This window comes from Novosphingobium sp. B-7, assembly GCF_000410615.1.
GTDB classification, from domain to species: domain Bacteria; phylum Pseudomonadota; class Alphaproteobacteria; order Sphingomonadales; family Sphingomonadaceae; genus Novosphingobium; species Novosphingobium capsulatum.
Genome location: NZ_KE148343.1, coordinates 2187 through 3185 on the forward strand (window position 1 = coordinate 2187; position 999 = coordinate 3185).

General features: G+C 66.7%; 1 protein-coding gene. It reads left to right on the forward strand.

Annotation, left to right across the window (positions count from 1 at the left end; genetic code table 11):
* Positions 1-999, forward strand: a 999-nt coding sequence (gene xrtA / locus H926_RS27310) for an exosortase A (RefSeq protein WP_371256243.1), incomplete at both ends; no start/stop codon positions are given.

A 999-nucleotide genomic window follows, 5' to 3' on the forward strand; every position in this document is an offset into this window, starting at 1 on the left:
ACGAGTGGGGAGGATCACGTATCCTCGCTCGCTGTGCGCGATGGGGCGGCCACCGGTGTTGTGCCCTGGGTCATGCTGGGCTTGTGCTGGCTGGGCCTGATCGGGTTGTTCCATGCCGATTGGGCGGCGATGGCGGGGCAGTGGTGGGACAGTTCAACCTATAACCACATCCTGCTGGTGCCGGCGATCCTGGCCTGGTTGGTGTCGATGCGCTGGCCCGCGTTGCGCCAGATTGCGCCGCAGGGCTGGTGGCCGGGATTGGTGCTGTTTGCCGGGGCGGCGTTCCTGTGGATGCTGGGCGATTTTGCCGGGTTTTCGCTGGTGACGCAGACCGCCTGCGTGGTGATGCTGCAGGCCAGCTTCCTGGCAATCATGGGGCCGCGCCTGGGCGCGGCGCTGTTGTTTCCGCTGGCCTACATGCTGTTCCTGGTGCCATTCGGGGATGAACTGATCCCGCTGCTGCAGATCGTGACGGCGCGCATTGTCATGGTGCTGCTGCATCTGGTGGGCATTCCCGCCGCGCTCGATGGCGTATTCATCACCACGCCGGCTGGCTATTTCAAGGTGGCCGAGGCCTGTTCGGGGGTGAAGTTCCTGATTGCCATGGTCGCCTATGGCGTGCTGGTGTGCCAGGTGTGCTTTCGCCGCTGGCCGCGCCGCGCAACGTTCATGGCCATGGCCCTGATCGTGCCGATCCTGGCCAACGGCGTGCGCGCCTGGGGCACTATCGTGATTGCCGGCTGGCGCGGTATCCAGTTTGCCGCCGGTTTCGATCACGTGTTTTACGGCTGGGTGTTCTTTGCCGTGGTCATGGCGCTGACGATGCTGGCCGGCTGGCCGTTTTTCGATCGGGCGCGGGATGATCCGCCGGTGTCGGTAGCCGCGATCCTGGCGGATCGACGCCTGGCCTGGGCAGCGGGGGCACGCGTGGGGCAGGGGCTCGCGCTGGGTGTGCTGGCCGCTCTGGCGCTGGCGTTCGTGGGCTGGGGCGCGGCGGCC